Annotated in this window: 2 protein-coding genes; one reads left to right on the plus strand and one right to left on the minus strand. The window is 42.5% G+C overall.

The window, feature by feature from the left end:
* The coding region (locus KIV40_RS28695) for a DUF520 family protein (protein ID WP_285352621.1) at positions 1 to 180 on the plus strand (180 nt) is incomplete at its 5' end.
* A 103-nt stretch (positions 181 to 283) separates the two neighbouring features.
* On the opposite strand, the gene KIV40_RS28700 is transcribed toward KIV40_RS28695, so the two are convergent.
* Positions 284 to 1,114 (minus strand): NAD(P)-dependent oxidoreductase (locus KIV40_RS28700; protein ID WP_285352622.1); only part of this gene is annotated, 831 nt, incomplete at its 5' end.

Consider the following 1,114-nt stretch of genomic DNA (forward strand, 5'->3'; position numbering starts at 1 on the left):
CCTGTAGCTAAGAAGATTGTTAAGCTTATCAAAGACAACAAGATCAAGGTTCAAGCGGCTATCCAAGGCGAGAAAGTTCGTGTAACAGGTAAAAAACGTGACGACCTTCAAGCTGTAATGGCACTGGTTCGCAATGGTGAACTTGGTCAACCATTCCAGTTTGATAACTTCCGCGACTAATACCAATTGGCCGCATAAAAAAGCCTCAATGTTTATTGGCATTGAGGCTTTTTGTTTTCTAATGATTATGATTTCTGTCATTCCTGCAGACTAGTCATCATATTTAAAGGCTGCGCCCTGACGCTAACTTAACATCGCTACCAATAAGCAGGTTAAATTCGACACTACTTGGTGGCACAAAGACGCATACTCGCAAGTTTTCACTACGCGCCTTCATCAGCTTGGTAGACAGCTCACCACTGTCTTTAAACACCTCTCGCTCGGCATCACGTCGACACAAGTCTACATATTCGAACGGGCAATCAGCTGGATATAGAACAAGTTCCGCTTCTTGCATCAGACGCAGTGCTTTCATGGAGAGTAACTCGACGTCAGACTCAAACTCGATCCAAGTCACCTGCCCTTGCGAATCCACCTCTTCTTTTAACGACTCCTGATAGAATGCTTCAAGTTCTTCTCGCTCTGTAATGCGCTCTATACGTGATGAAGATAAAAAGCGCTCCCAGAACTTACGACGCTCATCGACAGTTGGGTACGTTTCTTTAATAGAGTTACGTTTTGACGCACCAAAATCAGCAAGTAGACCCAAGTTCTGCGGTAGCAAACTCTCGAACTTTTCGCGAATATTGCGAACTAAAACCGGAGACGCTCCACCACTGGAAATAGCAATCTGAATTCTTCCTCGATTGATCATCGAAGGAGTAATAAAGTCACAATATGGCTGATCGTCGACCACATTTACCAAAATACCCATTTTTTTTGCATCACTATGCACTTGATGATTCAGTTCTGGATTGTCAGTTGTCGCCCATACTTGAAGATATCGTTTTGATAACATCTGTGATGAGTAAAAATTTTGTACCCAGTGCAATTTATTTTCATCTATCAACTGCTTTAAATAGGGTTCAACCTTCGGTGATATAAGGGTTACATC

The sequence above is a fragment of the Vibrio sp. D173a genome (assembly GCF_030248475.1).